This is a genomic window from Xanthobacter nonsaccharivorans, assembly GCF_043194755.2.
GTDB lineage: Bacteria > Pseudomonadota > Alphaproteobacteria > Rhizobiales > Xanthobacteraceae > Xanthobacter > Xanthobacter autotrophicus_G.
In genome coordinates this window covers 684177-706995 of the sequence record NZ_CM195526.1, presented here as the reverse complement: position 1 = coordinate 706995, position 22819 = coordinate 684177, and the positions used below count along the sequence as shown (strand labels likewise).

The window sequence follows — 22819 nt, the reverse complement described above, 5'->3', positions numbered from 1 at the left end:
TGCAGTCCCCAGTCGGTTGAGGTGTCACCTATAATCGTCTTTCAGTCGGAGGCTTTGGGTTGGGCGTCTTTTCGCCTTGCCCAGCGCGTTGAGCTGGGTAGCCTGCTGCCCGAGGGAGCCCAATGTGACAATAGTCGGTGATGCCATAGCGCGCTTTTGTGAATTCCGCCGGTGCACACGAACGCGGGGGATTGGATCGCAATGCCCCCATCATGAATCGCAATAAGCGGTGTTTCGCGAATGGGCTTTCCCTGTGCTCAAGCACGCGTGGTTTCGATCGTTGGGCGGGACAGTTTATGTCCCTCCAAGTTGCAATGAGATGCAGCTCTAGGAGCATCTGATTATTGGTAGGAGAAACGCACCGACTAGGCGCCGGGGCGAATCGAGAGCAGTCAGCTCAGCGGCCCGGAATATTTTTAATAACCTTCCAAGCATCTTCTTCGTGCTTACCCTTCCATTCGGCGTAAAATTCCACTATATAGGTTTAGAGAGCGCGCCGCGCTCTTGCTTTCGACGACACTGGGATCAAAATTTCGAAACCAATTTATTTTCGGTACCCTTGTTTTATCAGCCCAGAACTTCTATCAGGATCATCCGTGGCATCCTAGCTCGCGCGATAACTCAGCTGCAGTAGCTCGAACTTTCTGCGCCACGTCCTGGAGCCGGGGTAGGGTCATCCGCCAGACGGGCCCCGACGCTCCCACCGCTCCGACCACATGCCCGGAAAAGTTCCGCACTGGAGCGGCCACACAGCGTACCTCGTCGTTGAACTCTTGGTCGTCGTAGCCTATCCCTGACCGCCGCACGTGATCGAGCTCCTCGCGGAACCGCTCGGGATCGACGATCGTCTTCGGGGTATAGGCCACAAGCGGCATGGCGGTGAGATACTCTTCAAGCTGCGGCGGCGACATGGCGGCCAGCAGCACCTTCCCGAGGCTGGTGCAATGAGCTGGCCGGATGCCACCGTTGCGCTCTACGAGCTGGAATGCGCCCGTGCCGGCGACCCTCGCCGCGATCACAATGTCGTGGCCGGAGCGCAGGGCGAAATGGGTGGTTTCGCCGCTCATGCGCGCTAGGTCCTCGATGAACGGCGTGGCCATAGTCACCAACTCCACCTCGGACGCGGAGTTGGCGGCAAGGCTGAAGATGAGCCGGCCCAGGTGGTAGCGCTTCGTCTCGCGGTCCTGCCGCGCGGCCCCGGTCTCCACCAGGGTCCGCACAAGGTGGAAGGTGGTGGAGGTGTGCAGTTCCACCCTCTTCGCTAAGTCCGCGAGACTGATGCCATCAGGATGCTGGGCGATCTGCATAAGGATGGAGAAGGCACGCTCGATGGACTGCACGCCGCCGCGCTCGCGGCTGGCCTCCGGCTCCACTACTTTCGCAACGTCATTCGCCGTCGTGAGGTCCTTGGCCTTCACGAGATCCTTCGCCGGCGCAGCCGATGCACTCCGCCGCATTTGCCTCTCCATTGCTGTCCTGCGCTCGCGTAACTCGACACCCGACAAACGTCGCGTAAACTTATTTCGCCATGCGGAATCCCGCAATCCCGCCGCGTTCCATGGAGGCACCTAGTCTCTGCGCCGCGTAAGAAGGCGTAGCAGGCCGTCGAGCCCCATCACGTAGGAATCGATGCCGAAGCCCAGCACCAGGCCGGCGCAGGCCTCAGCTGTAACGGTGTGCAGGCCGCCGGTGATGCAGCGGTGGGTAATATGCACCTCGACATAAGGTAGCCGCGGACGCACCCCCAGCAGGCAATCGCGCAGGGCGTGGCCAGCATACTGGAAACCGGCCGGGTTCATCAGCAATCCATCCATACCCTCATCCAGGGCGCGATAGATGCGATCAATGGCAAGCCCTTCCAGATGTGTGTAGAAAATCTCAAGATCCACGTGCCGCTCGGCCGCCGCGGTTGCCATCATAGCGTCCAGCTCGGCGGCGGTCGTGGTGCCGTAGCGCTCTGGCTCCCGCTGGCCCAGATAGCTCATGTTGGCACCCTGGAGCATCAGTATCTTCCACGGTCGTTCGGACGTCATGATGCCTCGCTGCGCTGGAGCTGTTGCCATCCGGCTCGGATGGCGGCGCGGGGCTCACCGCGAGCCTCTCCACTTATTTGTCATTGACACAATGAAACTCACAATGTGAAATAATTTCAAGTCCCGGGTGGTTCACCGCTTAGGGGCGTCGGGAACACGCTCACACGGAAGACCATCGCACATGGCCACCGCAGGCACCGCGGAGCGAGGCATCCTCGCCATTTGGCATGACATCGAGCCGAACCATGTCGGCGACGTGCTCACTTGGTACGATGCCGAGCACCACTTCGAGCGCCTCGACATTCCCGGCTTCCTGAACGTGCGCCGCTACCATGCGCTCAAGGCCACCCCTCAGCTGTTCATCCGCTACGAGACGACCGACGCCAACGTGCTTGCCTCCCCGCTCTATCTGGAGCGGCTGAACCACCCAACCCTGGGGACGCAGCAGGCACAGCCCCACTTCCGCAACAACTCGCGCACCGTCTGCGCGCGCGTGGTCTGGAGCGGGCGAGCAGAAGGCGGCTTCGTCGTCACCGCGCGCCAGGATGAGGCCGGCGCCGCGGCGGCCGGCGCGATGTGGCCGTGCCTCGTCGCTGATCTGCTCGGTAGTGCGGAGGCCGGCAGAGGAACGCCCGGCATCGTCGGCGCCGAGTTGTGGCGGGCCCAGACCGGGGCCTCGACCATTGCCTCGGCAGAAAAGCGCCTGCGCGGCGCGGCCGACGCCCATGTCGGGGGCGTTGTCGTTGTCCATGCCACCGGCAGCGCCGCGGCCGAGGCGGCCGCCGACCGGCTACGGCAGGCGCTGTCGGACGCAGAGCCCGCCAGCATCGGCATCTACGCCCTCGCCTTCGCCGCTTACAATCCCTCCTGAGCGCCGCAGCCGCCCCACAGGAGGGAGATCCCCATGCGCGTGGCAGCCTTCGGCACCGGCTTCTTCAGCACCTACCACTATGACAGCTGGGCGCGCATCCCCGGTATCGAGTTGGTCGGCATCTGCGTGCGATCCAACCTGGAGCGGGCGAAAGCCTTCGCCGTCCGCTACGGTGCCGGAGCGGTGTTCACCGATCCCGACGAAATGCTGGACGCCGCCCGCCCCGACCTCGTTGACATCATCACCACGCCGGAAAGTCATTCCGGCCTCGTGGCGTTGGCCGCGAGCCGCGGCATCCCCGCCATCTGCCAGAAGCCGCTGGCCCCAAGCCTGCCGGAGGCCGAGGCGCTGGCGGAGACGGCCGCGCGCTCCGGCACGCTCGTGGTCGCCCACGAAAACTGGCGCTTCCGCCCATGGAACCGGGAGGTCGCCCGGCTGATGCGGGCGGGGGCGGTGGGCGAGCCCTTCGACATCGGCTTCCGCATGCGACCCGGCGATGGGCAAGGGCCTTCCGCCTATCTCGATCGCCAGCCCTATTTCCAGAAGATGCCGCGCTTCCTCATTCACGAGACGGGCATTCACACCATCGACGTGTTCCGCTTTCTGATGGGGGAGATCACCGGCGTATTCGCTCGGCTGCGCCGGCTCAACCCGGCCATTGCCGGGGAGGATGCCGGGCTCGCCACCTTCGCCTTTGCCTCCGGCGCCGCCGGCCTGCTCGACGGCAACCGCCTGCTGGATTTTCCCGCCGAGAACCCGCGCCTCACCATGGGCGAGCTTAGGGTGGAGGGCACTGATGGCAGCCTGAGGGTGGACGGCCTCGGCCGCATCTGGCGTCGGCCCCGTGGCGGTGGCGAGACGGAGCATCTCTACGCCTGGGAGAACCGGGGATATGCTGGAGATTCTGTGCATGCTCTGCAATGCCACGTGGTGCGTCACCTGCGCGAGGGCACGCCCGTGGAGAACCAGGCACACGAATATCTCGGCGCCCTCCGGGTGGAGGTGGCGATCTACAGTTCCCACACCGAGCAGCGCTGGATCAGCCTTCGCCACTAGACCCTTGCTCGCTTTTCCCATTCCGGAGCCAACCGCCGTGACCGAGACTGCACCCGAGGCCACCCCTTCCCCCGCCGGGCGCCGCCGCCCCGGAGGCGCCTGATGCCCGGCGCCCTCGTCGTGGGCCCCACCGGCGCCATCGGCGCGCGGCTGGTGGCGGCGCTCGCCCGGCGGGACGGCTGGACCATTCACGGCCTGTCCCGCACCGCTCCGCCGGCGCCCGCGCCCTTCACCCACCTCGCGGCCGACCTGCTGGATGCCGCCTCAGTGCGCGCGGTGCTAGCGCAGGCGCCGGGCATCACACACGTCTTCTATGCCGCCCGCGCCGCCCACGGCGAGAACGGGGTGGAGGACGTGCCCGCCAACGTGGCGATGCTGGTGAACGTGGTCGAGGCGGTGGAGGCCGCGGCGCCCGGCCTCGCCCATGTACATTTGGTAGAGGGCACGAAGTGGTACGGGCTCCATCTCGGCCCCTACCGCACGCCCGCCGCCGAGGACGACCCGCGGCACATGCCGCCGAATTTCTACTACGATCAGGAAGACTCCCTCGCCGCCCTGCAGCGCGGCCGGCCCTGGAGCTGGTCCGCCTGCCGGCCCAACGTGGTGTGCGACTTCGACCCGGCCCGCGCGCGCAACCTCACCAGCATCCTCGGCGCCTACGGGGCGATCTGCCGGGAGCTCGATGTTCCCTTCGATTTTCCCGGCACCGATGCTGGCTTCGCCACCCTGACCGAGGTGACCGACGGCGAACTGTGCGCCGAGGCCATCCTCTGGCTGTCCGGCCTGTCCCACGGCGTCAACCGCGCCTTCAACGTCACCAACGGCGATGCCTTCCGCTGGCGCACCATGTGGCCGGGCCTCGCCGCGATGCTGGGGGTGCGCTGCGGCGAGCCGCGCAACGTCCGCCTCGCCGCCTGGATGGCCGACAAGGAGGATGTCTGGGCACGCATCGTCGCCCGCCACGGCCTCGCGCCGCGCCCGCTGTCCGACATGGCGCTGTGGGCCTTCGGCGACTTCGTCTTCCGCCAGGATTGGGACGTGCTCTCCAACCTCACCCGCCTACGGCAGACCGGATTTGCCGCAGGCCTCGACTCGGCCACGATGTTCGCGGCGCAGCTTAGCGCCTATCGTGCCGCCGGCCTGCTGCCGCCCGCCTGACCCCGAGGGCCAGGCCCTTCCGAGGCATTCCCGTGATCGTCGATCCCGCCTTCTATGCCGCGGCCGTGCCCGCCACGATCCTGATGGGGCTCTCCAAGGGCGGCTTCACCGGCCCGTCGGTGCTGGCCCAGCCGCTGCTGTCGCAGGTGATGTCGCCAGTGCAGGCGGCCGCCATCATGCTGCCGGTGCTGATCGTGCAGGACGTGGTGAGCCTTTATGCTTACTGGCGCCGCTGGATGCGGCTGGAGCTGCGGCGGACGCTGCCGGCGGCGGTGGCCGGGGTGGTACTGGCTATCTCCTCGCCGCCTCGGTGTCCGACGGCGCGGTGGTCGCCGCCATCGGCGTCATGTCGGTGATAGCAGCGGGCCGCCACCTGCTGTCGCGCCGCAGGCACCGGCCCCAGACGGAGGCGGGGTCCTATGCGGCTGCGTTGTGGGGTCTTGGCGCCAGCCTTACCAGCATGATCGCCAATGCCGGTGGGCCGCCGATGATGATCTATCTGCTGCGCCGCGGCCCGCACCTGACACCCCAGCAGTTCGCCGCCACCGCCTTCTTCGCGGTGGTGAACTGGGTGAAGGTGCCGTTCTTCCTCGCCCTGGGGTATATCACTGGGGCGAACCTCGCCACCTCCGGGGCGCTGCTGCCGGTGGCCATCCTGACCACCGCCGTGGGCGTGCGGTTGGTGGCCCATGTCTCGTCGGACCGCTTCCGCTGCGCCATCTACCTCATTCTCGACCTTGTCGGGCTCAAGCTGGTCTATGACGGGCTCGCGCCCTGGCTGTAGGGCTGACGCCGACTCTCAGGCCGGCGTCGCCGCAATGGTCGAGGCGGCGATGTAACCAAAGGTCAGCGCCGGGCCGAGCGTGATGCCCGGCCCCGGATAGGCCCCGTTCATCACCGAGTGCATGTCGTTGCCGCAGGCATAGAGGCCGGGGATTGGCGCATCGTCCGGCCCCAGCACGCGCGCCTTGGCATCGGTGGCGAGGCCCACCGCCATGCCGAGGTCCGCCGGGTGCACCGCTACCGCATAGAAGGGCGGCTTCACGATGGGCGCAACGCACGGATTGGGCGTCACGTCCGCATCGCCGAAATGCCGCTGGTAGATGTCGCCACCGCGACCGAACTCCGGGTCAATCCCCTTCTGTGCCCCGGAATTGAAGCGAGTGACGGTGGCGGCGAGCACCTCCGCCGGCACGCCGATGACAGCGGCGAGGCCGGCGATGGTGCGGGCGGTCTTCAGGTAGCCGCTGGCGATGTCCGCCTTCACCGAGGGGGCGAACGGCTTGATGCGGCCGAGGCCGTAGGTCCACAGGAAGTGGCTGTCGCATATGAGGAAGGCCGGCACCGCCCGCCGCCCGGTGCGCAGCATGGCGCTGACGAACTCGTGGTAGGAGCGCGCCTCGTTCACGAAGCGCCGGCCAGTAGCGTCCACCGCGATGAGGCCCGGCTTGCCGCGGTCGGTCACGGTGTGGGGGAACACCGCCTCGGTCCCGTCCGCGCGGATAAAGCGGGAGGCTGGGACCCAGAAGGCGCCGCCGCCCTGCCCGGTGCCGAGATGCGCCCCCGCGGCCAGCGCCAGGCGCACGCCGCCCTGCCGCGCGCCGGAGGCGACAGTGGCGGTAAGCGCGCCCGCCAGCTCTGGCACATGGGTGCGCCGCAGCTCGCCATCGCGCGAGCAGCCGCCGGTGGCGAGGCACACGCCGCGACGCGCAGCGATGACGCGCGATCCCCCCTCCCCTTCCACCACCACGCCGGTGACGCGGCCAGCCGTGAGGTGCAGCGCCTCCACGGGTGTGCCGAGGATAAGGCGCACCTTGAGGTCCAGCGCCGAGCGCAGCAGCGAGGCCACCAGCGCATTGCCCAGATAAAGCGTGGTGCCTCGTGGCGCCGACAGGCGCTGGAGGGCATATTTGGCAACGAGGCGCGCCACGATGAGGGTCGAGCGCGGCGAGCGCCCGACCTTGCGGAAGTGGGGAATGTCCTTGCGGCTCACCATCATGCCGCCGAACAGGGTGAATTCCGGCAGCGGCGGCCGCAGCAGGGCGAACGCCGGCCCCAGCCGGCGGCCATCGAACGGCACCGGCTCCAGCACGCGGCCGCCGGCGGTAGCGCCGGGCGTGTCGGGGTAGTAATCGGGATAGGAAGGCACCGGCCGCAGTTGCACCGCCGTGTGCTGCTCCAGGAAGTCGACCGCCTCCCCGGCCGATGCCAGGAACGCCTCGCGCGCCGGGCGCCCCTCCTCCCCGGGCACGGTGCCGTCGAGATAGAGCCGGGCGGCGTCCAGGGTGTCGTCGCGTTCCGGCGCCTTGGAGTTGCCCGGCGCCCAGACCATGCCGCCGGAAATGGCGGAGGTGCCACCCACCTGCGGCGCGCTCTCCACCACCGCCACGGTGAGCCCGCGCGCCGCAGCGACGCAGGCGGTGGTGAGCCCTCCGACGCCCGCGCCCACCACCACCACGTCGTACATCTCGGCCGCCGCCGCGGGGCTTGCCGCTGCGGTCATCGCCCGAGCTCCGCGGGGCCATCCGCCCGCCTGAACGCCACACCCATGGTTCGACCTCCGTCGCCTTTGATGGCCTTCGACACGTTCAGATTGGCCATCACATCATGAAATTTAATGCCGCGCCGCACCCTGCCGACGGCGATAAGAGCCTGGGATGTCCATTTTCGCAGGTATGATGCTGCGGCATTTCCGGCAATATAGAACCGGCCGCGAAGTTGTGGTTGACTGCGCCCAACGAGACGGGGCCGCCTGAGCGGGGCGCACCCTCCCCACCCGGCGTGGACCGGGAGACGAGGCCGGCGGCGCGCCCGCGGCCGGAACGACACCGCTCAAGGGAGAGCGCCGGCAGATGGACACGAAGCAGCTCAAGTATTTCGTCGCCATCGTCGAGTGCGGTGGCTTCGCCCGCGCCTCGCGCCAGCTGTTCATCGCCCAGCCCGCCCTCAGCCAGCAGATCGCGCGGCTGGAGCAGGAGGTCGGCGCGCCGCTGCTCATCCGCTCCGCGCGCGGCGTCTCGCCTACCGCCAACGGTTATGCGCTGTTCCGCCATGCCAAGTTCATCCTGCGCCAGCTCGACCACGCCGTGGCGCTGGCGCGGCAGAACACGGCGGAGATCACCGGCCGCGTAGCGGTGGGCATCGCCCCCACCACGGCCTGCCAGGTGGGGATGCCCTTCTTGGAGCGCATCCAGGAGAAGTATCCCGGTGTCACGCTCAACATCGTGGAGGGTCTGAGCGGCCATCTCCAGCATATGGCGGCGAGCGGCCAACTCGACATCGCCATCCTGTTCACGCCCAATGCGGTGCCGGACTGGCAGTGCACACCGCTGCTGGACGAGGAACTGTTCGTCATCCTGCCCTGCAACAGCCCGCTGTTCCCCCGCGGGCGCGACACCATCACCCTGCAGGAGGTGGCGGACCTGCCCCTCGTGCTGCCGAGCCGCGGCCATGGCCTGCGCCGGCGCATCGAGCTGGAGTACGAGCGCATCAACGTCTCGCTGGTGCCGGTGGCGGAGATCGATTCCCTGCCGCTGCTCATGTCCGCCCTCGCCATGGGCATGGGCGCCACCATCAAGCCGCTGGCGGCCATCCACGTGCACGGCGCGGCGCAGGCGAAGAGCTGGCGCCACCTGCGCATCAGCGACGCGGCCATCAGCCGCCCCAACTACGTCTTCTCCCTGCCCGCCGAACGTATGACGGACGCGGTGGCCCGGATCCATGGGGAATTGCTGGAGCTCGTGCGCGACCTGGTGCGCCGCGCGCGGTGGCAGGGGGTTGAGCTGGTGGAGGAGGCAGCCCCCGAAGCGCGGGAGCCGCGCCGCCTCGCGGTACCCCACGCTTGAGCGCCGCGCCCACCCGCGCATGGCGAGCAGACGCCGGACGTCTGTTTCAGACAAGTCCGCCATTGGGCTGCACCACCTGCCCGTAGATCCAGCTCGCTTTAGGTGAGACGAGGAACGACACCACCTCAGCGATCTCCTGCGGCCGCCCCACCCGCCCCAGCGGGCTGAGCGCGGCAGAGCGCTGCACCGCCGCCTCGTCCTTGCCATCGCGGAACAGGTCGGTGTCCACCGGCCCGGGTGCCACCGCATTCACCCTCACCCGACGCGGCGCGAGCTCCAGCGACAGCGAGCGCACCAGCGCCTCCACCGCCGCCTTGGTGGCGATGTAGGGGCCGGCGCCGGGCAGCGCCTTGCGCACCAGCGAGGTGGAGAGGGCGACGATGGCGCCGTCGTCCTCCACATGCCGCGCCGCCTCGCGCAGCGCGTTGAAGGCGCCCACGAGATTGACCGACAGCAGCCGATGGAAGTTCTCGGTGGAGAACTGCGCTAGCGGCGCCGGCGGCACGTTGATGCCGGCATTCACCACCACGGCTCGGGGCGAGGCGCCGAAATCGCGCTTCACGGTCTCGAAGAAGGCCGCTACGGCGGCCTCGTCGACGACATCCACCGCATAGCCGCGGACATCCTCGCAAGGTTCCGCCTCTGGCGCCGCGGACACGTAGGTGTAGGCGACGGCGAACCCGTCCGCCGCCAGTTGGTCGAGGCAGGCCCGGCCGATGCCGCGCGAGCCGCCGAAAAGAACCGTCAATGGCTTCATGTCCCGCGCCTCCTCAACGCCCGAGCTCGGCCCGGCTGGCGGCGATCATCGCCTCGATGCCGCGCCGGATGTCGTATTGCGGGGCGTAGCCCAGCTCCTGTCGGGCCCGCGTGATGTCGAGGGCGCCCTTGCGCGCCGTCAGGATGCGGCCGCCGTGCAGATAGGGGCCCGCATCGATGCGCACCTGCGCGCCGGGGATGGCGGCGTTGACGATGTCCACTACGTCGCCCAGCGTCGGCGCGGCGCCGGTCGCGATGTTGTAGGCGTCGAAGCGGTGCTCGGCCTTCTCCAGCGCAAGCACCGCGCCCTGCACGGTGTCGTCGATGAACACCTGGTCCACGGCGAGGTCGCGCCCCGCCGGCACGTGCAGCGGCTCGCCCTTCAAGGCGGCGTCGATATAGGTCTTCGGCATCCGCGGGCGTGGCAGGTTCGGGCCATAGACCCAGCAGGTGCGGACGTTGATGCAGTCGAGCCCGTGGTCGCGCCCGTAGGCCCGGCCGTAATGCTCCACCGCCAGCTTGGTGAGGCCGTAGATGCTCGTGGGCTTCTGCGCGTGGTCCTCGTCGATCATCGGCGCACCGAAATCGCCGTAGGTCTCCTCCGTGCTCACGTGGACCACACGCTTCACGCCGGAAATGCGCATGGCCTCGAACAGGTTGACTGCGCCTTCCACGTTCACCCGGAGCGCCTTCAGTGGAATGTCTGCGCACTGGATGACGCCGACGATGGCGGCGCAATGCACCACCGCATCCGGCGCGTGGGCGCGGAACAGGCCTAGCACCTGCGGCCACTCGCCGAGATCGGCAGCGGCGGCTACCAGGCGTGGCTCGGTGCGCGCCTGGGCCTCGATGGCCGGGCTCACGGTGATGTCGGTGGCGATCACCTGATGCCCGCGCTCCAGCAGCTTGCGGACGATGGCGCTGCCCAGCCAGCCGCAGCCGCCGGTGACGAGAACGCGGCTCATGCGCCCCTCCCGGCCGCGATGGGCGCCGGCTCCTCGTCGGTAGGAGGGCTGGTGATCACCAGGAAGACGAGGGTGTCGGTGCCGGTGCAGTGGAACTCGTGCACTACGCCCGGCGGGATGTAAGTGACGTCGTTGGCGCGCACTAGCCGGCGCTCGCCATCCACCACTAGCACGCCCTCGCCGGAGAGCACGTGGTAGATCTGCTCCTGCACCTTGTGGACATGGCTCTCCACATAGGCGCCGGGCTCATAGCAGGAGATGCGGTGGTCGAAGAAGCGGCTACCCGTCACCTCGGGGGAGACGATGGCCTTGGACAGCGCCTGGCCGTGATGGCCGGGATACTCCTTCCATAGGAGCTCGCCGAGATTGCGCGTGGCCGCCTTCGGCTCGTGCGTCGCGCCCTCGTGGGCGAGCGGGGGTGGAACGATGATGGTCATGCACATCCTCCGTGGCGGCGGGCGCGAGGGCCTGCCTTGTTTATCTGGCGGCCGGCGCTGCGGGGCGCCGGCCAAGTAGGGAAAGTCGGGGGTCGGTCCGGCGCCTCGCCTCAGGCGGCGGCGATGCCGAGCAGGCGGTCCTGCAGGGCGATGTCGTCGGCCAACGCCTGGGCCGTACCTTCGAAGGCGATGCGGCCGTTGACCAGCACATAGGCCCGGTCGGCCATGGCCAGGACTTCTTCGGCGTGGTGCTCCACGATGACGAGGCTCGCCCGGGTGGTGAGCTTGAGCACCGCCTCCTTCACCTCGTGCACCACCGCCGGGGCCAGCCCCTCATAGGGCTCGTCGAGCAGGATGAGGCGGCTCGGCACCATCAGGGCGCGGGCGATGGCTACCATTTGCCGTTCGCCGCCGGAGAGGTTCTCTGCCTTCGAGCGCATGAGCACGCGCAGCTTGGGAAAGAGGTCACACACCTCTTCCTGGCTCGCCCCGCCGGCTCGCGCGGCCAAGGTCAGGTTCTCCTGCACTGTCAGGTTGGGGAACAGCCGACGCCCCTCGGGCACGATGGAGATCCCGAGACGGTTGATGCGGTCGGCGCGCAGGCGGGTGACATCCTGCCCGTCGAAAATCACCTCCCCCTCGTGGGCGTGGATCGCGCCCATCATGGTGCGCAGCGCAGTGGTCTTGCCCACGCCGTTGCGGCCCAGAAGAGCCACCACCTCCGACTGGTGCACCTCGAGGTCGACGCCCTCCAGAACGGTCCCCCCGCCATAGCCTGCGCATACGCCCTTGAAGCGCAGCAGCACCGGGCGCTCGGGCGCCCTGGGGGGGATGGTGGCCGCCGGGACGGGACGCAGCACCGGGGCTGCGGCATCGGCCTTTGCCTTCCCCATGTAGGCGGCGATCACCTCCGGATTGTGCGCCACCTCTTGCGGACGGCCGTCCGCGATCAGCCGGCCCTGGTGGAGCACGGTGATGCGGTCGGACAGGGACAGCACCCGATCGATGTCATGCTCGATGAGCAGCACCGCATGGCTACGCGACAGGCGCACGATGAGGTCACTTACCACCTTGCGGTCGGACTCGGCGAGGCCGGCCAGCGGCTCGTCGAGCAGCAGCACCGAGGCATTGCCCGCCAGCGTGATGGCGATCTCCAGCAGCCGGTTCTCGCCGTGCGACAGCTCGGAGGAGAGGTCCACAGCGCGATCGGCGAGACCGACGGCGGCGAGCACGGACCACACCGCCGCGTTGGTCTCCTCATCGCGATAGGCATCCCGCCAGAAGCCACGCCAGGGGCTGCGGGCCCGCGCCACCGCGATGCGCACGTTCTCAAACGCGGTGAGGTGCGGAAACACGCTGAGGATCTGGAAGGACCGTGCCACCCCGCGCCGTGCCCGCTCGTAGGGCTTCAGCGCGGAGATGTCCTCGCCACGCAGGGTAATCTTGCCCGCGTCGGCGCGGATGAAGCCGGTGAGAATGTTGAAGAAGGTGGTCTTGCCCGCCCCATTAGGGCCGATGATGGAGTGCAACTGGTTGGCGTAGACATCGAGCGAGATATCCGCCTGTGTCACAATGGAGCCGAAGCGCTTGCTGAGCCCCCGCACCGACAGCACCGGCTCGCCGCCCTTGTCGCCGCGCGCCCTGGCCGCGGGCACATAGGGGCGGATGGAGGCGGGGCGCGGAGGAATGGTATTGCGCGTAAGCGTCCAGCGGTCGCGCTTCACTAGGCGCTGGGCGATGCCCGCCATCCCCTCCGGCGACAGCAGCGCGAAGATGATGATGATGGGCGCGAAGATGAGCCACCAGTTGTCGGTGACGACGCTGAGCTCGTTCTCCAGCATGAGGAAGGTGATGGCGCCGAACACCGGACCGAGGAAATGGTGCACGCCGCCGAGCGCCGCCATCAGCACCGGATCGCCCGCGCGCTGCCAGCTCATGTTGTCTGCATAGGCGCCCTGCAGCATCATTGCCAGCAGGCCGCCGGCGGCGCCCACCGCCACGGCGCTGATGCAGAAGCCGATCCAGCGCACGATGAAGGTGTTGTAGCCGAGCATGGTGGCGCGCTGGTCGTTGTCACGCACCGCCTGCATCAGCCGGCCCACCGGCGTGTGGGCGAGGCGCCACATGAGGGCGATGCCGCAGATCACCACCACCAGCGTGAACCAGTGGAAGGCATAGGCGCCGGGGAACAGCGGGCGCGGCACGTTCTGGATGCCGTTCTCGCCGCCGGTCACCTCGGTCCACTTGAAGGCGATCTCGAATGCCACCTGCGAGCAGGCAAGGGTGATGAGCGAGAAATACAGCCCTTTCCGCCGTAGGATGATGCCGCCCAGCACCGCCGCCAGCGCGAACGAGAACACCATGGACCAAGCCAGCGCCAGAAGCTCGTTCGACAGCGTGGAGCCCAGCGTGAAGGCCACCGCATAGCTGGCACAGCCGAAGAACAGCGAGGCGCCGAACGGCACGAGGCCGAGATAGCCGATGAGCAGGTTCACCCCCACCGCATAGAGCGCGTAGATGGCAATCTGCGTCACATGAGTTACCGCCGCGCCAGTCAGCGAGACGATGCCGGTGAGGGCGACCAGGATGGCCGCCGCGACGATGACCGGGGACGACAGGAGGCGGAGCAGCGTTTTCATTCGAAGCGCTCCCAGCGCGTGCCGAGCAGGCCGCGGGGGCGCAGCAGCAGCACCAGCAGCATAAGGGCGTACATGGAAGCGGTGGCCGCCTGGGGCCAGAATTGGATGGTCAGCGACATGACGATGCCCACGGCGAGGCCCGCCACCATCGCTCCGGCGAAGGAGCCGAGCCCCCCGATGGCCACGATGACGAAGGCGGGCATGATGGCGTTGGCAGCCATGGAGGGAGAAACCGTCCACAGCGGGCCTGCGAGGACGCCGGCGATGGCGGCAAGGCCGCAGCCGAGCCCGAACACGCCGGTGAGCACGAAGGGCAGGTTGATGCCCAGCATGTCCACCATCTCGGGATCGCGGCTGCCCGCCTTGAGGATGCGACCGTAGGGCGTGAAGTTCATGAAGGCCCACAGCGCCAGCAGCACGAAAGCGGTGAAGCCCAGCACCGCCACGCGATACTGCGTCATGAAGATCGGCCCGAGCTCGACGAAGCCGGAGAGGAATTCCGGCGGCGCGAGCGGCTTGCCGTCGGCGCCCCAAACGAAGCGGATGATGGCCTCGATCAGCAGCGCAAGGGCGAAGGTGATCACCAGGCTGATCAGCGGCTCCTTGCCGTAGAGCCGGCGGATCAGGGTCATCTCCACCACGATGCCGATCAGCGCCACCAGTGGCGGGGCGATGATCACCGCCGGCCAGCCGAAGCGCATCTTCAGCTCGTAGGCAAAATAGGCGCCCAGGGCGAAGAACGCGCCATGGGCGAAGTTGACGATGCCCAGCATTCCGAAGGTGACGGAAAGCCCCACGGCGATCAGGACATAGATGAAACCCAGGACAAGGCCGTTAGCCGCCTGTGAGAGGATGATCTCCATGGGGATTCCCCGCTTTTTCTTTAGCTTATCGCCGGATGCCGGAACGCTCAGATGGCGTCCATGTTGCAGCCGATCTCTTCCTTGGAGCCAAACGCCTTCTCGGTCGCCTCCGGAGTATCGGAGGTCCAGCGCACCACATCCATGAAGTCCCACTTGTCGGTGATCTTGTCCTTCAGGCGGACCACCACGGCCGGACGCACCAGTTGGTGGTCAAACGCCCGGTAGCCGTAGGGCACGGCACCGTGGGTGTCCTTCCAGGTCTCCAGCGCGGCGACCACGTCCTGCGGCTTGGTGGACTTCGCCTTGTCGATGGATTCCAGTAGGGAGCGCATAGCGACCCAGCCCGAGAACGCCTTGTCGGACGGTGGCTGGCCGTACTTCTTGGTGTAGGCCTCGGTGAATTCCTTCTCGATGGCGCTGTTCCTAGGGTCGGCGAAGTACCACGGCTTGATGTGGGTGCCGGTGGCCGCGGCCGGCCCGATGTCCCAGAAGTCGGTGTCGCTCACCGCCACCTCGTAGATCGGGATCTTCCCCTTCATGCCCAACTCGTTCCACTGCTTCATGAAGTTGGACAGATCAAGCCCCACCAGGGCGCCCATGATCACGTCCGGCTTCGCCTGGCGAATCTTGAGGATGTAGGAGGAATAGTCGGCGGTGTTGACGGGAACCTCATCGACGCCGACCTCGGTGGCGCCCACCTCGGTGAGCAGCGCGCGGCCCGAGCGCAGCACATCCTGGCCGAAGGCGTAGGACGGGGTGAGGAAGTAGACTTTCTTGCCCTTGAAGTCGCCGAAGGCGACCTTCACCTGCACCGGCGCCGGGGCCTGGGTGCGGAAGGTGTAGCGGTTGCAGTTCGTGCCTGTCACTTCGCGCGCGGACGATCCGGCGGAGATGAAGGGCAGCTTCTCGCGCGCGGCGACGCTCATCATGGCGAGCGCAGCAGCGCTGGAGTTGCCGCCCACCACGCCGACGGCCTTATATTCGTCGGCCATACGCTGCATGTTCTGCTGGGAGACCTGGGGGCTCGCCTCGTCCAGCCACACCGTCTCAACCGGGCGGCCCAGCACCTTACCGCCATTATGCAGCGCCACGGCCATCTCGGCGCCGCGGGCCATGTGCAGGCCGATGGAGGCGCTCGGCCCCTGCTTCGGCGTGATGATTCCCACCTTCACCGGGCCATCGTCGGCGCGCGCCACGCCGGCGGCCATCAGGCACAGCGCGGAGCCGAGCGCGAGCAGGCCGCGTCGCGTCGGCGCAAGCCCCACGGGCAATCTCACCTTCTTCATTCATTCCTCCCTTTGATGCCACGACGGAAGCTGTGTTCCGCTCTTCGTTTCGTCGGTGGGTCGCCGGCACCTAGCCGTGCGGCATCGCCAACCCGGCCCGGGCGGTGCCGGGGCCTCACACGGTCCAGCTGACGAGGCGCTCTTCCGTCATCTCGCGCACCGCGTAGCGCGGGCCTTCGCGGCCGAAGCCGCTGTCCTTGGAGCCGCCGTAGGGCATCAGGTCCACGCGGGCGCTCGATGCCTCGTTGATGAAGACATTGCCCACCTGCAGGGCGAGGGCGGCGCGCATGGCGTCGTCCAACCGGTTGGTGAACACGCCGGCCGCCAGCCCGTACGGCGTCGCATTGATGCGGGCGACGGCCTCGTCCAGCGAGGCCACCTCCACCAGAGACATCACCGGCCCGAACACCTCCTGGCAGCCCACCGGCGTTGTGGGGGAGATGTTGGCGAGCAGCGTCGGCGGCACCACCGCCCCCACGCGCGGGCCGCCCACGAGCCGTTCGGCGCCGTCGGCGACAGCTCGCTCGATCCAGCTCTCGATCCGCTCGGCGGCCTCCAGACTGATGACCGGGCCCACCCGGGTCTTGGGATCCCGCGGGTCGCCATGCTCCATGGCACGTACCAGCGGCGGCAGCGCCTCGCGCACCTCCGCCATGCGGCTGGCATGCACCATGAGCAACTGCACCGAGGTGCACACCTGCCCGGCCTTACGGTAGGCCGCGTTGACCACCTTCGGCAGCGCCACCTTCAGGTCGGCGTCGTCGGCCACATAGGTGCAGGCGATGGAGCCAAGCTCCATCTGGGTGCGGCGCAGGCCCGCCTGCTGCTGGATGATGGCACCCACCGCGGTGCTGCCAGTGAAGGCGAAGAATTTGACCAGCGGCTCCTCGGCGATCCTGCGCACCACCTCGGCGCCGCCGTGCAGCACGGCGATTAGGTTGCGCGGCAACCCCGCCTCCACCAGTACCTCGGCCATGGCATTGGCTGGCGAGGGCGTGTGCAGGGACGGCTTGATCAGCACGGCATTGCCGCCCGCGATGGCCGGGGCCACCTTGTGTGCCAGGGTGTTCAGCGGGGCGTTGAAGGGGGTGATGGCGCACACGATGCCCACGGGCACGCGCAGCGTCATGCCGATGCGCCCCTTCTGGCCCGGCGCTCCGCCGAAGGGCACCACCTCGCCGGCAAGCAGGCGCGCCTCGCTCGCCGACAGGCGGAAGGTCTCCACGCAGCGGCCGATCTCCCCCATGGCGTCGAAGCGAGTGAAGCCCGCCTCGCGCTGGAGCATGTCCACAAGCTGCTCGGTGCGGGCCTCGATGAGCTCCGCGGCCCGGTCGAGAATGACGCCGCGCTCATGGGGGGTCAGGCGCGCCCCCACCTGGGCGGCGTTCATCTGGTGGATCACGTCCCGCACCTGCTCTCGCGAGGGCAGGTGGACGACACCGCAAGTGGACGTGCGATATTTGTCAAATATCGGCACGGTTTCCGCGCCATCCACCAGCTCGCCGGAAATCAAAAGCTTAGCGTCTTGTGCATAGGTCAGCATTTGGCCACCTCAGCGGGTGTCGCGGGGCGGCCAAAGCCGCGACGCGATCGCTCCCCTGCTTTTTATCGGGCCTGTGCGTCTGCCGAAAATACCGTTTTCGGAAGCACCTATTGCGAAATCCTATAACTTCCGGCGCTGCGAATGCTGGACATCGCCTGCCGCCCGGCCGCAAGATGCAGTTATCAGAAGCCGCCGGAAATACAGTCCGCACAACGTCCTGACGCGACGGGCCGCCCATTGAACTCAACTTCGATCTCAAAGTTTTTCATATTATGAATTGACATCTCTCATTGTGAGAGATTTCAATCGACCCGAAAGCGGGCCGAGGCTGCCCGCCCCATAGAGAGAAGTGGACATGCCCAAGGGAGCCGAACTCATCACCGAGTTCCTGGTGAAGGAAAAAGTCCCCTACGTCTTCGGCATCTGCGGCCACGGTAACGTCGGCATGCTGGATGCCCTCCATGCCGCGCAGTCCGACATCAAACTCATCTCCCCGCGCCACGAGCAGGTCGCCGCGCACATGGCCGACGGCTATTTCCGGGTGAAGCATGAGCCGGTGGCTACGCTCACCTCCTGCGGGCCGGGCTCCGCCAACATGGTGATGGGCACGGCGGTGGCGCTCACCGATTCCTCCGCCTTCCTTGCCATCACCGCCAACGTGCCTACCGCACAATTCAACCGCAGTCCGTTCCAGGAGCTGAACCGCCACAACCAGGCGGATTTCGCCAACGTGATGCGCCCGGTCGTGAAGCGCTCGTTCCAGCCGACGCGAGTGGACATGCTGCCGCTGGCCCTACGGCAGTCCATGGGCACCATGCTCAACGGCCGCCCGGGCCCAGTGAACCTCGACATCCCCTTCAACGTTTTCCAGGAAGAGGCCGACATCGCCCTCGAATATGGCGTCCGCACAGTGCTGAATGAGCGCCGCAGCGCCGCCTCGCCGGAGGACGTGAGCCAGGCGGTGGACATGATGCTGGCGGCGGAGCGGCCGGTGCTGTTCATCGGCCACGGCATCGCGATTTCGGAGGCTCCCGAGGAGTTGACAGCGCTCGCCCAGCGCCTTTCCATCCCCGTCATCTCGTCGCCGAACGGCATGGGCTGCCTCGACATGGAGGACCCGCTCTCGCTCGGCTTCATTGGTCGCAACGGGGCATATCAGGCCAACCAGGCTGGGCGCACCTGCGACCTCGTGGTCGCCGTGGGGGCGCGCTTCGACGACCGCTCGGCCTCCTCCTGGATGCCCGGATATTCGTGGAACTTCCCCGCCTCAAAGCTCATCCACGTGGATGTCGACCACGCCGAAATCGGCCGCAACTATGCGCCCACATTGCCCATCCTCGCCGATGCGCGGACCTTCCTGCGGCAGGTGCTGGCGGAGCTCGACCGGCGCCGCGTCTCTGCCGAGCCGCGGCTCAAGCCCTGGCTCGCCCGGATCGAGGCATGGCGGGCGGAATGGGACGCGTATGTAAGTCCCAATTTCCACCTGCACACCAAGCCCATGCGACCCGAGATGGTAGTGGCCGGTTGCCGCGCGGCGCTGCCCGACGACGCCATCCTTACCTTCGACGCTGGTGTGCACCACAACTGGTACATGCAGTTCTGGAAGGCCCGCCGGCCGCAGACCATGCTGAACAGCTGGGGCTTCTCAGGCATGGGCTTCGGCCCGGCGAGCGCGCTCGGTGCCAAGCTGGCAGCCCCCGATCGTCCAGTGATCTCGGTGTGCGGCGACGGCGGCTTCACCATGGTGCCGCATGTCCTGTGCACGGCGGTGGAGTACAGCATCCCAGTGGTCTGGGTGGTGTGGAACAACTTCTCATGGGGTGCGATCCGCGACCTCCAGTACGGCCTGTTCGAAGGGCGTGAGATCGGCACCGCCTTCTACAAGGGGGAGAATGGCGAGCCCTATAATCCGGATTTCGCCATGTGGGCGCGCGCAGCCGGCGTGGAGGCCGCCACCGTGACCCGCTCGGAGGACTTCGCCGACGTGCTGCGACACGCAGTCCAGGCTAACCGACCCTTCCTCATCGACGTGCATGTGGACGCGAATGTGCGCCCGCCGGCCACCGGGGCCTGGGCCCTTCCGCCCATCCCGCACAAGGAACCTGTGTTCGGGCGCCGCTGGATGCCGGGCGACGCGCCCGTCGCCTGACCCTGACGGCGGCCTCGCCGCCAGCCGAACCGTCGCGCGCCGCCGGTTGCGGTACGCGACCCCTCCGGACTTGCTGCAGGCTCAGCCACCCCCGTGGCCAGCCCGGAGCACACGTGGACAGGCCCGCTCACTGGCGAGCTTATTCGATAATAACAAACGCTATTCTAAAATAACAAAACAGAAAGCGGGAGGAAACCATGGGAGAAGCTCTGCCGCCCCCCTCGGGTCGGAGCGTGGGGTTGTGCGTCCGGAGGAGCGCGTGAGATGGCGCTCCTCGTCACCGGCGCCATGGGCCATGTGGGCCTTGCCGTCACCCGGCTAGCCGCGCGCCGCGGCCTCGAGGTGATCGCTCAGTACAATCGCACGTTCGACGCGGACGCGGCAGGCGAGGTGCCCTCCGCGCGCTGGGTCTCCTGCGATCTTGCAGATCCTGCGGCGCGGGCCGTCCTGCTGGCCGATCCCGGCATAGAAGGCGCGATCAACACCGCCGCGGTGCCCAACGACCGGCTCGCCGGCCCGGCACCCGCCCGCGCGTTCGAGCTCAACACTGCAGCTGTCGCTGCTTTTGCCGAAGCCGCGCGGGTGAACGGCTGGAGGCGCTTTATCCAGGTCTCCACCGGTTCGGTGTTCCAGAGCGAAACGCGGTTCGACCGCCCACTGCTGGAGGACCATCCCCCGGCGGCCACCTCGGTCTACGGTGCCACCAAGCTTGCGGCAGAGATCATCACCACTATGTACCGGCGCCAGCTCGGAGTCTCCGCCGCCACGGTGCGGATCTCCTTTGTCTATGGTCCGCCGCTAGTGCCCCGCGAACGCGACTTGCCGCGCGGACCTGTGGTCTCTTTGCTGCGCGAGGCGGTGCTCGGCATCCCTGTGCGGGAGACGGCGGGCGGGGATTTCGCCGCCAGCTTCACCCATGTGGAGGACGTGGCCGAGGGCCTCCTCGCTGCCTATCTCGCACCGGCACTCAAGCACGACGTTTACCATCTCGGCCACGGTCGCAACTGGACCACCTTCGAGGTGGCCCGCGCCATCGCGGATGCGGTGCCCGGCGCCGTGGTGGAGGTGGGCCCCGGCACCCTGCCCTGGACCACCTTCAACACCATGCGCGGGGCCCTCGGCGGCAGCCGCCTGAAGGACGACACAGGCTTTGAACCGCGCCTGCCCCTGCAGGACGGCATCGCCGCCTTCGCTGCCTGGATGCAGGCCAATCCCGAGCGCCTGATCCCCCAATGACGCGCCCCAGCCAGGAGCCCGCCATGAGTTCCGTCTCCGTTGCGCCAGCACCGCCGACAGCCCCGCTGCGACCTGGCCTGAAGGCCCGCCTCGCCCAGTTGCCGGGTGCCGTCTACCTGCTGCTGGTGCTGGCCCTCGGCCTCTCCATCGGCTCGCCTTACTTCCTCACCGCGGGCAATCTCACGAACATCCTGCTGCAGACCTCGGTGGTACTGATCGTCGCCCTGGGCATGACGCTGGTCATCCTCACGGAGGGCATCGACCTCAGCCTCGGCCCGGTCCTGGGCCTCGCCGCGGTGGTCATGGCCCTCCTGGCGGTGTCGGGCTGGCCGCTTCTGCTCGCCCTCGCGGCGGCGATCGTGGCGGCGGCGGTGGTGGGTGCGGTGAACGGCGTGCTGGTGGCCTGCTTCGCCCTGCAGCCCTTCGTGGTGACGTTGGGCACCTTCGGTATCTCGCTCAGCCTCGCGCTGGCGCTGACCGATGGCAACTCGGTGGTGAACCTGCCACCCGCCATCCGCTGGTTCAACGAGGGCACCATCCTCGGCGTGCCCACGCCCATCTGCGCGACCGCGGCAGTGTTCGCCATGACCTGGGTGATCCTTCATCACACCCGTTTCGGCCGCTACATCTTCGCCATCGGCGGCAATCGCACGGCGCTGGTGCGCTCGGGCGTGCCAGTCACCCGCTATCACGTCATGGTCTATGCCTATGCCGCTGCGCTGACGGGCCTCGCCTCCTTCATCATGACCGCGCGGGCCAACGCCGCCCACCCCACCTTCGGCGTTGGCATCGAGTTCGACGCCATCGCCGCGGCCGTGCTGGGCGGGGCCTCCTTTTCGGGCGGGCGGGCGAGCCTGCTGGGCACGGTGGCGGGGGCGCTTGCCGTCACCACCCTGCGCAACGGCCTCAACCTCATCGGCGTGCAGACGGAATGGCAGGCGGCCGCGGTCGGTGTCGTCATCATCCTCGGCGTCGCCTTCGATACCCTAAGGGGATACAATCGATGAGCCTTGCTGAAGCCCCCCGGCCCTCGCTGCTCACTGGCACGGATCGCGCCTTCGTCGCGCTTTCCCGCCTTACGGCGCTGGCGCTGCTGGTGACACTGCTCGCCATCGCCAGCCCAGCCTTCCTCACCTACGGCAACCTCTCGAACGTGCTGCGGCAGGCATCCCTGCAGTTCGTGATGTCCGCGGGCCTCACGGCTGTGGTGATCACCGGCGGCATCGACCTCTCGGTAGGGGCGATGATCGGCCTCTCCGCCTGCCTCGGCGGCGCCCTACTCGCCGGCGGCAGCATACTCGGCGGGATCACGGCGGCGCTCGTGGTGGGTCTTGCCTGCGGCCTGTTCAACGGGGTGATGGTGGCCTATCTGCGGATTCCTTCCTTCATCGCTACCTACGGCATGCTGTGGATCGCGTTCGGCCTCGGCTACGTTTTCATGATGGGCGAGGTGATCTACGGCTTTCCGCCGGCCTTCCGCTTCATCGCCGTGGGCTATGTTGGCCCGGTGCCCATGCTGGTGGTGATGGCCGCCATCGTGCTCTTCGGCATGCACGTGGTGCTGACGCGTACGCCGTTCGGCCGCTCGCTCTACGCCATCGGCGGCAATGCCAATGCGGCTCGGCTCTCCGGCATGCCGGTGCAACGTCGCCTAGTGTTATGTTACGGCCTCAGCGGACTGATGGCGGGCCTCGCCGGCCTCCTCGCCATCGCTCGCACTAATGCGGCGGATGCGGGCCTCGGCGAGGAACTGCTGCTGCCCACCATCGCGGCGGTGGCGCTGGGCGGCACCTCGCTTGCGGGCGGCACCGGCGGCATCGTCGGCACCGCCATCGGCGCCATCATCCTCTCGCTCATCATCAACGGCATGAACCTGCTCGGCGTGAAGACGTTCTGGCAGGCCTTCGCCATGGGCACGCTCATCCTGATCTCTGTGGCGACGGACGAGATCATCCGCAGACGAAAAGCCCACGTCGCGTAAG

The 22819-nt window shown here is 67.7% G+C and carries 20 protein-coding genes; 10 read left to right on the top strand and 10 right to left on the bottom strand.

Going from position 1 to position 22819, the window contains the following annotated elements:
• Positions 1 to 590: 590 nt before the first annotated feature.
• Both V5F59_RS03200 and V5F59_RS03195 read right to left on the bottom strand, forming a co-directional pair.
• Positions 591 to 1418 (bottom strand): IclR family transcriptional regulator, encoded by an 828-nt coding sequence (locus V5F59_RS03200; protein ID WP_393983240.1) that lies wholly within the window; start codon positions 1416 to 1418, stop codon positions 591 to 593.
• A 150-nt stretch (positions 1419 to 1568) separates the two neighbouring features.
• Entirely contained in the window at positions 1569 to 2003 is a 435-nt protein-coding gene (locus V5F59_RS03195) for a type II 3-dehydroquinate dehydratase (protein ID WP_393983239.1), read from the bottom strand.
• Between the two features lie 211 nt (positions 2004 to 2214).
• Between V5F59_RS03195 and V5F59_RS03190 the strand changes: the two genes are divergently transcribed.
• The 5 genes from V5F59_RS03190 (at position 2215) to V5F59_RS03170 (ending at position 5902) form a co-directional block, all read left to right on the top strand.
• The gene (locus tag V5F59_RS03190) at positions 2215 to 2904 is read left to right on the top strand and encodes a hypothetical protein (RefSeq protein WP_393983238.1); all 690 of its coding nucleotides are present in this window, start codon (positions 2215 to 2217) and stop codon (positions 2902 to 2904) included.
• 33 nt (positions 2905 to 2937) lie between these two features.
• Positions 2938 to 3960 carry a Gfo/Idh/MocA family protein gene (locus V5F59_RS03185; RefSeq protein ID WP_393983237.1) on the top strand — a complete coding sequence of 341 codons (1023 nt, stop codon included), beginning with the start codon at positions 2938 to 2940 and terminating at the stop codon, positions 3958 to 3960.
• A gap of 102 nt (positions 3961 to 4062) precedes the next feature.
• Positions 4063 to 5118 (top strand): SDR family oxidoreductase, encoded by a 1056-nt coding sequence (locus V5F59_RS03180; protein ID WP_393983236.1) that lies wholly within the window; start codon positions 4063 to 4065, stop codon positions 5116 to 5118.
• A gap of 32 nt (positions 5119 to 5150) precedes the next feature.
• Complete coding sequence (locus V5F59_RS03175; protein WP_393983235.1) at positions 5151 to 5474, top strand: hypothetical protein; 324 nt, start codon at positions 5151 to 5153, stop codon at positions 5472 to 5474.
• Entirely contained in the window at positions 5429 to 5902 is a 474-nt protein-coding gene (locus V5F59_RS03170) for a TSUP family transporter (protein ID WP_393983234.1), read from the top strand. Before V5F59_RS03175 ends, V5F59_RS03170 begins: the two co-directional genes overlap by 46 nt.
• Positions 5903 to 5917: 15 nt before the next feature.
• On the opposite strand, the gene V5F59_RS03165 is transcribed toward V5F59_RS03170, so the two are convergent.
• On the bottom strand, positions 5918 to 7621 hold the full coding sequence (locus V5F59_RS03165; RefSeq protein ID WP_393983233.1) for an FAD-dependent oxidoreductase: 1704 nt from the start codon (positions 7619 to 7621) through the stop codon (positions 5918 to 5920).
• A 349-nt stretch (positions 7622 to 7970) separates the two neighbouring features.
• Here V5F59_RS03165 and V5F59_RS03160 point away from each other — a divergent pair, with 349 nt between their 5' ends.
• On the top strand, positions 7971 to 8963 hold the full coding sequence (locus V5F59_RS03160; RefSeq protein ID WP_393983232.1) for a LysR substrate-binding domain-containing protein: 993 nt from the start codon (positions 7971 to 7973) through the stop codon (positions 8961 to 8963).
• A 46-nt stretch (positions 8964 to 9009) separates the two neighbouring features.
• Here the strand turns inward: V5F59_RS03160 and V5F59_RS03155 are convergent, their stop codons facing one another.
• The 7 genes from V5F59_RS03155 to V5F59_RS03125 form a co-directional block, all read right to left on the bottom strand.
• A complete protein-coding gene (locus V5F59_RS03155) occupies positions 9010 to 9720 on the bottom strand; it encodes an SDR family oxidoreductase (protein ID WP_393983231.1) in 711 nt (236 codons plus the stop codon).
• A 13-nt stretch (positions 9721 to 9733) separates the two neighbouring features.
• The gene (locus V5F59_RS03150; protein ID WP_393983230.1) at positions 9734 to 10684 is read right to left on the bottom strand and encodes an NAD-dependent epimerase/dehydratase family protein; all 951 of its coding nucleotides are present in this window, start codon (positions 10682 to 10684) and stop codon (positions 9734 to 9736) included.
• On the bottom strand, positions 10681 to 11121 hold the full coding sequence (locus tag V5F59_RS03145) for a cupin domain-containing protein (protein ID WP_393983229.1): 441 nt from the start codon (positions 11119 to 11121) through the stop codon (positions 10681 to 10683). The genes V5F59_RS03150 and V5F59_RS03145 overlap by 4 nt, the downstream gene beginning before the upstream one ends.
• A gap of 110 nt (positions 11122 to 11231) precedes the next feature.
• On the bottom strand, positions 11232 to 13760 hold the full coding sequence (locus tag V5F59_RS03140) for a branched-chain amino acid ABC transporter ATP-binding protein/permease (RefSeq protein ID WP_393983228.1): 2529 nt from the start codon (positions 13758 to 13760) through the stop codon (positions 11232 to 11234).
• Positions 13757 to 14623: a branched-chain amino acid ABC transporter permease gene (locus V5F59_RS03135; protein ID WP_393983227.1), complete on the bottom strand. Its 867-nt coding sequence runs from the start codon at positions 14621 to 14623 to the stop codon at positions 13757 to 13759. Before V5F59_RS03135 ends, V5F59_RS03140 begins: the two co-directional genes overlap by 4 nt.
• Before the next feature lie 47 nt (positions 14624 to 14670).
• Positions 14671 to 15909, bottom strand: coding sequence for an ABC transporter substrate-binding protein (locus V5F59_RS03130; RefSeq protein WP_393983226.1), 1239 nt, complete (start codon positions 15907 to 15909; stop codon positions 14671 to 14673).
• Between the two features lie 115 nt (positions 15910 to 16024).
• Positions 16025 to 17452: an aldehyde dehydrogenase family protein gene (locus tag V5F59_RS03125; protein ID WP_393983225.1), complete on the bottom strand. Its 1428-nt coding sequence runs from the start codon at positions 17450 to 17452 to the stop codon at positions 16025 to 16027.
• A gap of 355 nt (positions 17453 to 17807) precedes the next feature.
• Here V5F59_RS03125 and V5F59_RS03120 point away from each other — a divergent pair, with 355 nt between their 5' ends.
• The 4 genes from V5F59_RS03120 (at position 17808) to V5F59_RS03105 (ending at position 22818) form a co-directional block, all read left to right on the top strand.
• Positions 17808 to 19601, top strand: coding sequence for a thiamine pyrophosphate-binding protein (locus tag V5F59_RS03120; RefSeq protein WP_393983224.1), 1794 nt, complete (start codon positions 17808 to 17810; stop codon positions 19599 to 19601).
• 264 nt (positions 19602 to 19865) lie between these two features.
• Positions 19866 to 20837 carry an NAD-dependent epimerase/dehydratase family protein gene (locus tag V5F59_RS03115; RefSeq protein ID WP_393983223.1) on the top strand — a complete coding sequence of 324 codons (972 nt, stop codon included), beginning with the start codon at positions 19866 to 19868 and terminating at the stop codon, positions 20835 to 20837.
• Positions 20838 to 20860: 23 nt separating this feature from the next.
• The gene (locus V5F59_RS03110; protein ID WP_393983222.1) at positions 20861 to 21844 is read left to right on the top strand and encodes an ABC transporter permease; all 984 of its coding nucleotides are present in this window, start codon (positions 20861 to 20863) and stop codon (positions 21842 to 21844) included.
• Positions 21841 to 22818 (top strand): ABC transporter permease, encoded by a 978-nt coding sequence (locus V5F59_RS03105; RefSeq protein WP_393983221.1) that lies wholly within the window; start codon positions 21841 to 21843, stop codon positions 22816 to 22818. The genes V5F59_RS03110 and V5F59_RS03105 overlap by 4 nt, the downstream gene beginning before the upstream one ends.
• Position 22819: the final 1 nt, after the last annotated feature.

What these genes read in the sequence shown, in the direction of transcription:
- V5F59_RS03180 (WP_393983236.1), top strand. Translation starts at nt 4,063, where the DNA reads ATGCCCGGCGCCCTCGTCGTGGGCCCCACCGGCGCCATCGGCGCGCGG.
- V5F59_RS03105 (WP_393983221.1), top strand. Translation starts at nt 21,841, where the DNA reads ATGAGCCTTGCTGAAGCCCCCCGGCCCTCGCTGCTCACTGGCACGGAT.
- V5F59_RS03155 (WP_393983231.1), bottom strand. Translation starts at nt 9,720, where the DNA reads ATGAAGCCATTGACGGTTCTTTTCGGCGGCTCGCGCGGCATCGGCCGG.
- V5F59_RS03195 (WP_393983239.1), bottom strand. Translation starts at nt 2,003, where the DNA reads ATGCTCCAGGGTGCCAACATGAGCTATCTGGGCCAGCGGGAGCCAGAG.
- V5F59_RS03115 (WP_393983223.1), top strand. Translation starts at nt 19,866, where the DNA reads ATGGCGCTCCTCGTCACCGGCGCCATGGGCCATGTGGGCCTTGCCGTC.
- V5F59_RS03145 (WP_393983229.1), bottom strand. Translation starts at nt 11,121, where the DNA reads ATGACCATCATCGTTCCACCCCCGCTCGCCCACGAGGGCGCGACGCAC.
- V5F59_RS03165 (WP_393983233.1), bottom strand. Translation starts at nt 7,621, where the DNA reads ATGACCGCAGCGGCAAGCCCCGCGGCGGCGGCCGAGATGTACGACGTG.
- V5F59_RS03185 (WP_393983237.1), top strand. Translation starts at nt 2,938, where the DNA reads ATGCGCGTGGCAGCCTTCGGCACCGGCTTCTTCAGCACCTACCACTAT.
- V5F59_RS03150 (WP_393983230.1), bottom strand. Translation starts at nt 10,684, where the DNA reads ATGAGCCGCGTTCTCGTCACCGGCGGCTGCGGCTGGCTGGGCAGCGCC.
- V5F59_RS03135 (WP_393983227.1), bottom strand. Translation starts at nt 14,623, where the DNA reads ATGGAGATCATCCTCTCACAGGCGGCTAACGGCCTTGTCCTGGGTTTC.
- V5F59_RS03130 (WP_393983226.1), bottom strand. Translation starts at nt 15,909, where the DNA reads ATGAAGAAGGTGAGATTGCCCGTGGGGCTTGCGCCGACGCGACGCGGC.
- V5F59_RS03110 (WP_393983222.1), top strand. Translation starts at nt 20,861, where the DNA reads ATGAGTTCCGTCTCCGTTGCGCCAGCACCGCCGACAGCCCCGCTGCGA.
- V5F59_RS03120 (WP_393983224.1), top strand. Translation starts at nt 17,808, where the DNA reads ATGCCCAAGGGAGCCGAACTCATCACCGAGTTCCTGGTGAAGGAAAAA.
- V5F59_RS03125 (WP_393983225.1), bottom strand. Translation starts at nt 17,452, where the DNA reads ATGCTGACCTATGCACAAGACGCTAAGCTTTTGATTTCCGGCGAGCTG.
- V5F59_RS03160 (WP_393983232.1), top strand. Translation starts at nt 7,971, where the DNA reads ATGGACACGAAGCAGCTCAAGTATTTCGTCGCCATCGTCGAGTGCGGT.
- V5F59_RS03190 (WP_393983238.1), top strand. Translation starts at nt 2,215, where the DNA reads ATGGCCACCGCAGGCACCGCGGAGCGAGGCATCCTCGCCATTTGGCAT.
- V5F59_RS03140 (WP_393983228.1), bottom strand. Translation starts at nt 13,760, where the DNA reads ATGAAAACGCTGCTCCGCCTCCTGTCGTCCCCGGTCATCGTCGCGGCG.